Raw genomic sequence first — 1,220 nt, 5'->3', positions numbered from 1 at the left:
GGTCCCCGCCGAGCAGCCCGCCGACCATCCCCAGGTGCGCGGCCGACTCGGCGAGCAGTCCGCGCTCGGCGGCCCGCGCCGTGGTGCGGCCCTGCAGGTTCGGCTGGCCGCGGCGGTGATCGTCCCCGTCGGCGAGGTCGTCGTGGACGAGGAACGCCTCGTGCAGCAGCTCGAGGGCCCGGCCCGCGGCGGCCCGCACGGTCTCGTCGGACCCGCCGGCGGTGGTGTACACGACGTCGAACAGGGTGGACCGCATGCCCTTGCCGGCGCGCGTGGTCCGTCCCAGGTCGCCGAGCCAGTCGTCCACCCCCTGCCCCAGTCCGGGCGGCAGCGCGCGGGCGGTGATCCGATGGGCGGCGGTCATCGAAACGAGTGTCATGTCGGGTTGTTCGGAGCCGGGGCCGTCGTGGATACGTCTCACCTCGATTCTGCTCGACGAGATGCGGCGTGACGGGTCGGGGCGGGGACGTGTCACCGGAGCCGCGCGTGCCCACATTTTCACGGATGTGCGCGCGACGTGCCCCGAAATGCACGAAGACCCCCGCTTGTGGCAGGGGTCTCCGAGTGCCAGATGATGGATTCGAACCAACGTAGGCATAAGCCGACGGATTTACAATCCGCTCCCTTTGGCCGCTCGGGCAATCTGGCGTGCACCCTCAAGGGCGCTACGACACGATACAACGCACACGCCCCCGGGTGCCAAATCGGGGTGGTCAGGGGTGGTCCGACGGGGCGGGTAGCCTGGCCTGGTCGGTTCACCACCCCCTACGTCAGGAGTGCGCCCATGGCCTCGGAGTCCTCGTTCGACATCGTCTCGGAGTTCGACCGCCAGGAGGTCGACAACGCCCTCAACCAGGCCGCCAAGGAGCTGGGCACCCGCTACGACTTCCGCGGCACCGACGCCGCCATCGAGTGGAAGGGCGAGGACGCCGTCGAGATCACCGCGAACTCCGAGGACCGGGTCCTGGCCGCCAAGGACGTGTTCATCGAGAAGCTGGTGCGCCGCGGGCTGAGCATGAAGGCCCTCGAGGTCGGCGAGCCGATGGCGTCGGGCAAGGGCTACCGCCTGGTCGGGTCGCTCAAGCAGGGCATCGACAAGGAGAACGCCAAGAAGATCACCAAGCTCCTGCGCGACGAGGGCCCGAAGGGCGTCAAGGCGCAGATTCAGGGCGAGGAGATCCGCGTGTCGTCCAAGAAGCGCGACGACCTGCAGGAGTGCA

Annotated in this window: 2 protein-coding genes and 1 tRNA gene; 1 reads left to right on the top strand and 2 read right to left on the bottom strand. The window is 69.3% G+C overall.

What is annotated here, in order from left to right; genetic code table 11:
- Together G6030_RS13930 and G6030_RS13925 are read right to left on the bottom strand one after the other, a co-directional pair.
- Positions 1–379, bottom strand: a 379-nt coding sequence (locus G6030_RS13930) for a polyprenyl synthetase family protein (RefSeq protein ID WP_182643539.1), incomplete at its 3' end; no start/stop codon positions are given.
- 186 nt (positions 380–565) lie between these two features.
- Positions 566–648, bottom strand: a tRNA-Tyr gene (locus G6030_RS13925).
- 136 nt (positions 649–784) lie between these two features.
- Between G6030_RS13925 and G6030_RS13920 the strand changes: the two genes are divergently transcribed.
- A partial coding sequence (locus G6030_RS13920) for a YajQ family cyclic di-GMP-binding protein (RefSeq protein ID WP_182643538.1) occupies positions 785–1,220 on the top strand: 436 nt, incomplete at its 3' end.

Source organism: Dietzia sp. E1, assembly GCF_014145015.1.
In the GTDB taxonomy this organism is placed as follows: domain Bacteria; phylum Actinomycetota; class Actinomycetes; order Mycobacteriales; family Mycobacteriaceae; genus Dietzia; species Dietzia cinnamea_A.
This window is presented reverse-complemented; position numbering and strand designations above follow the sequence as displayed.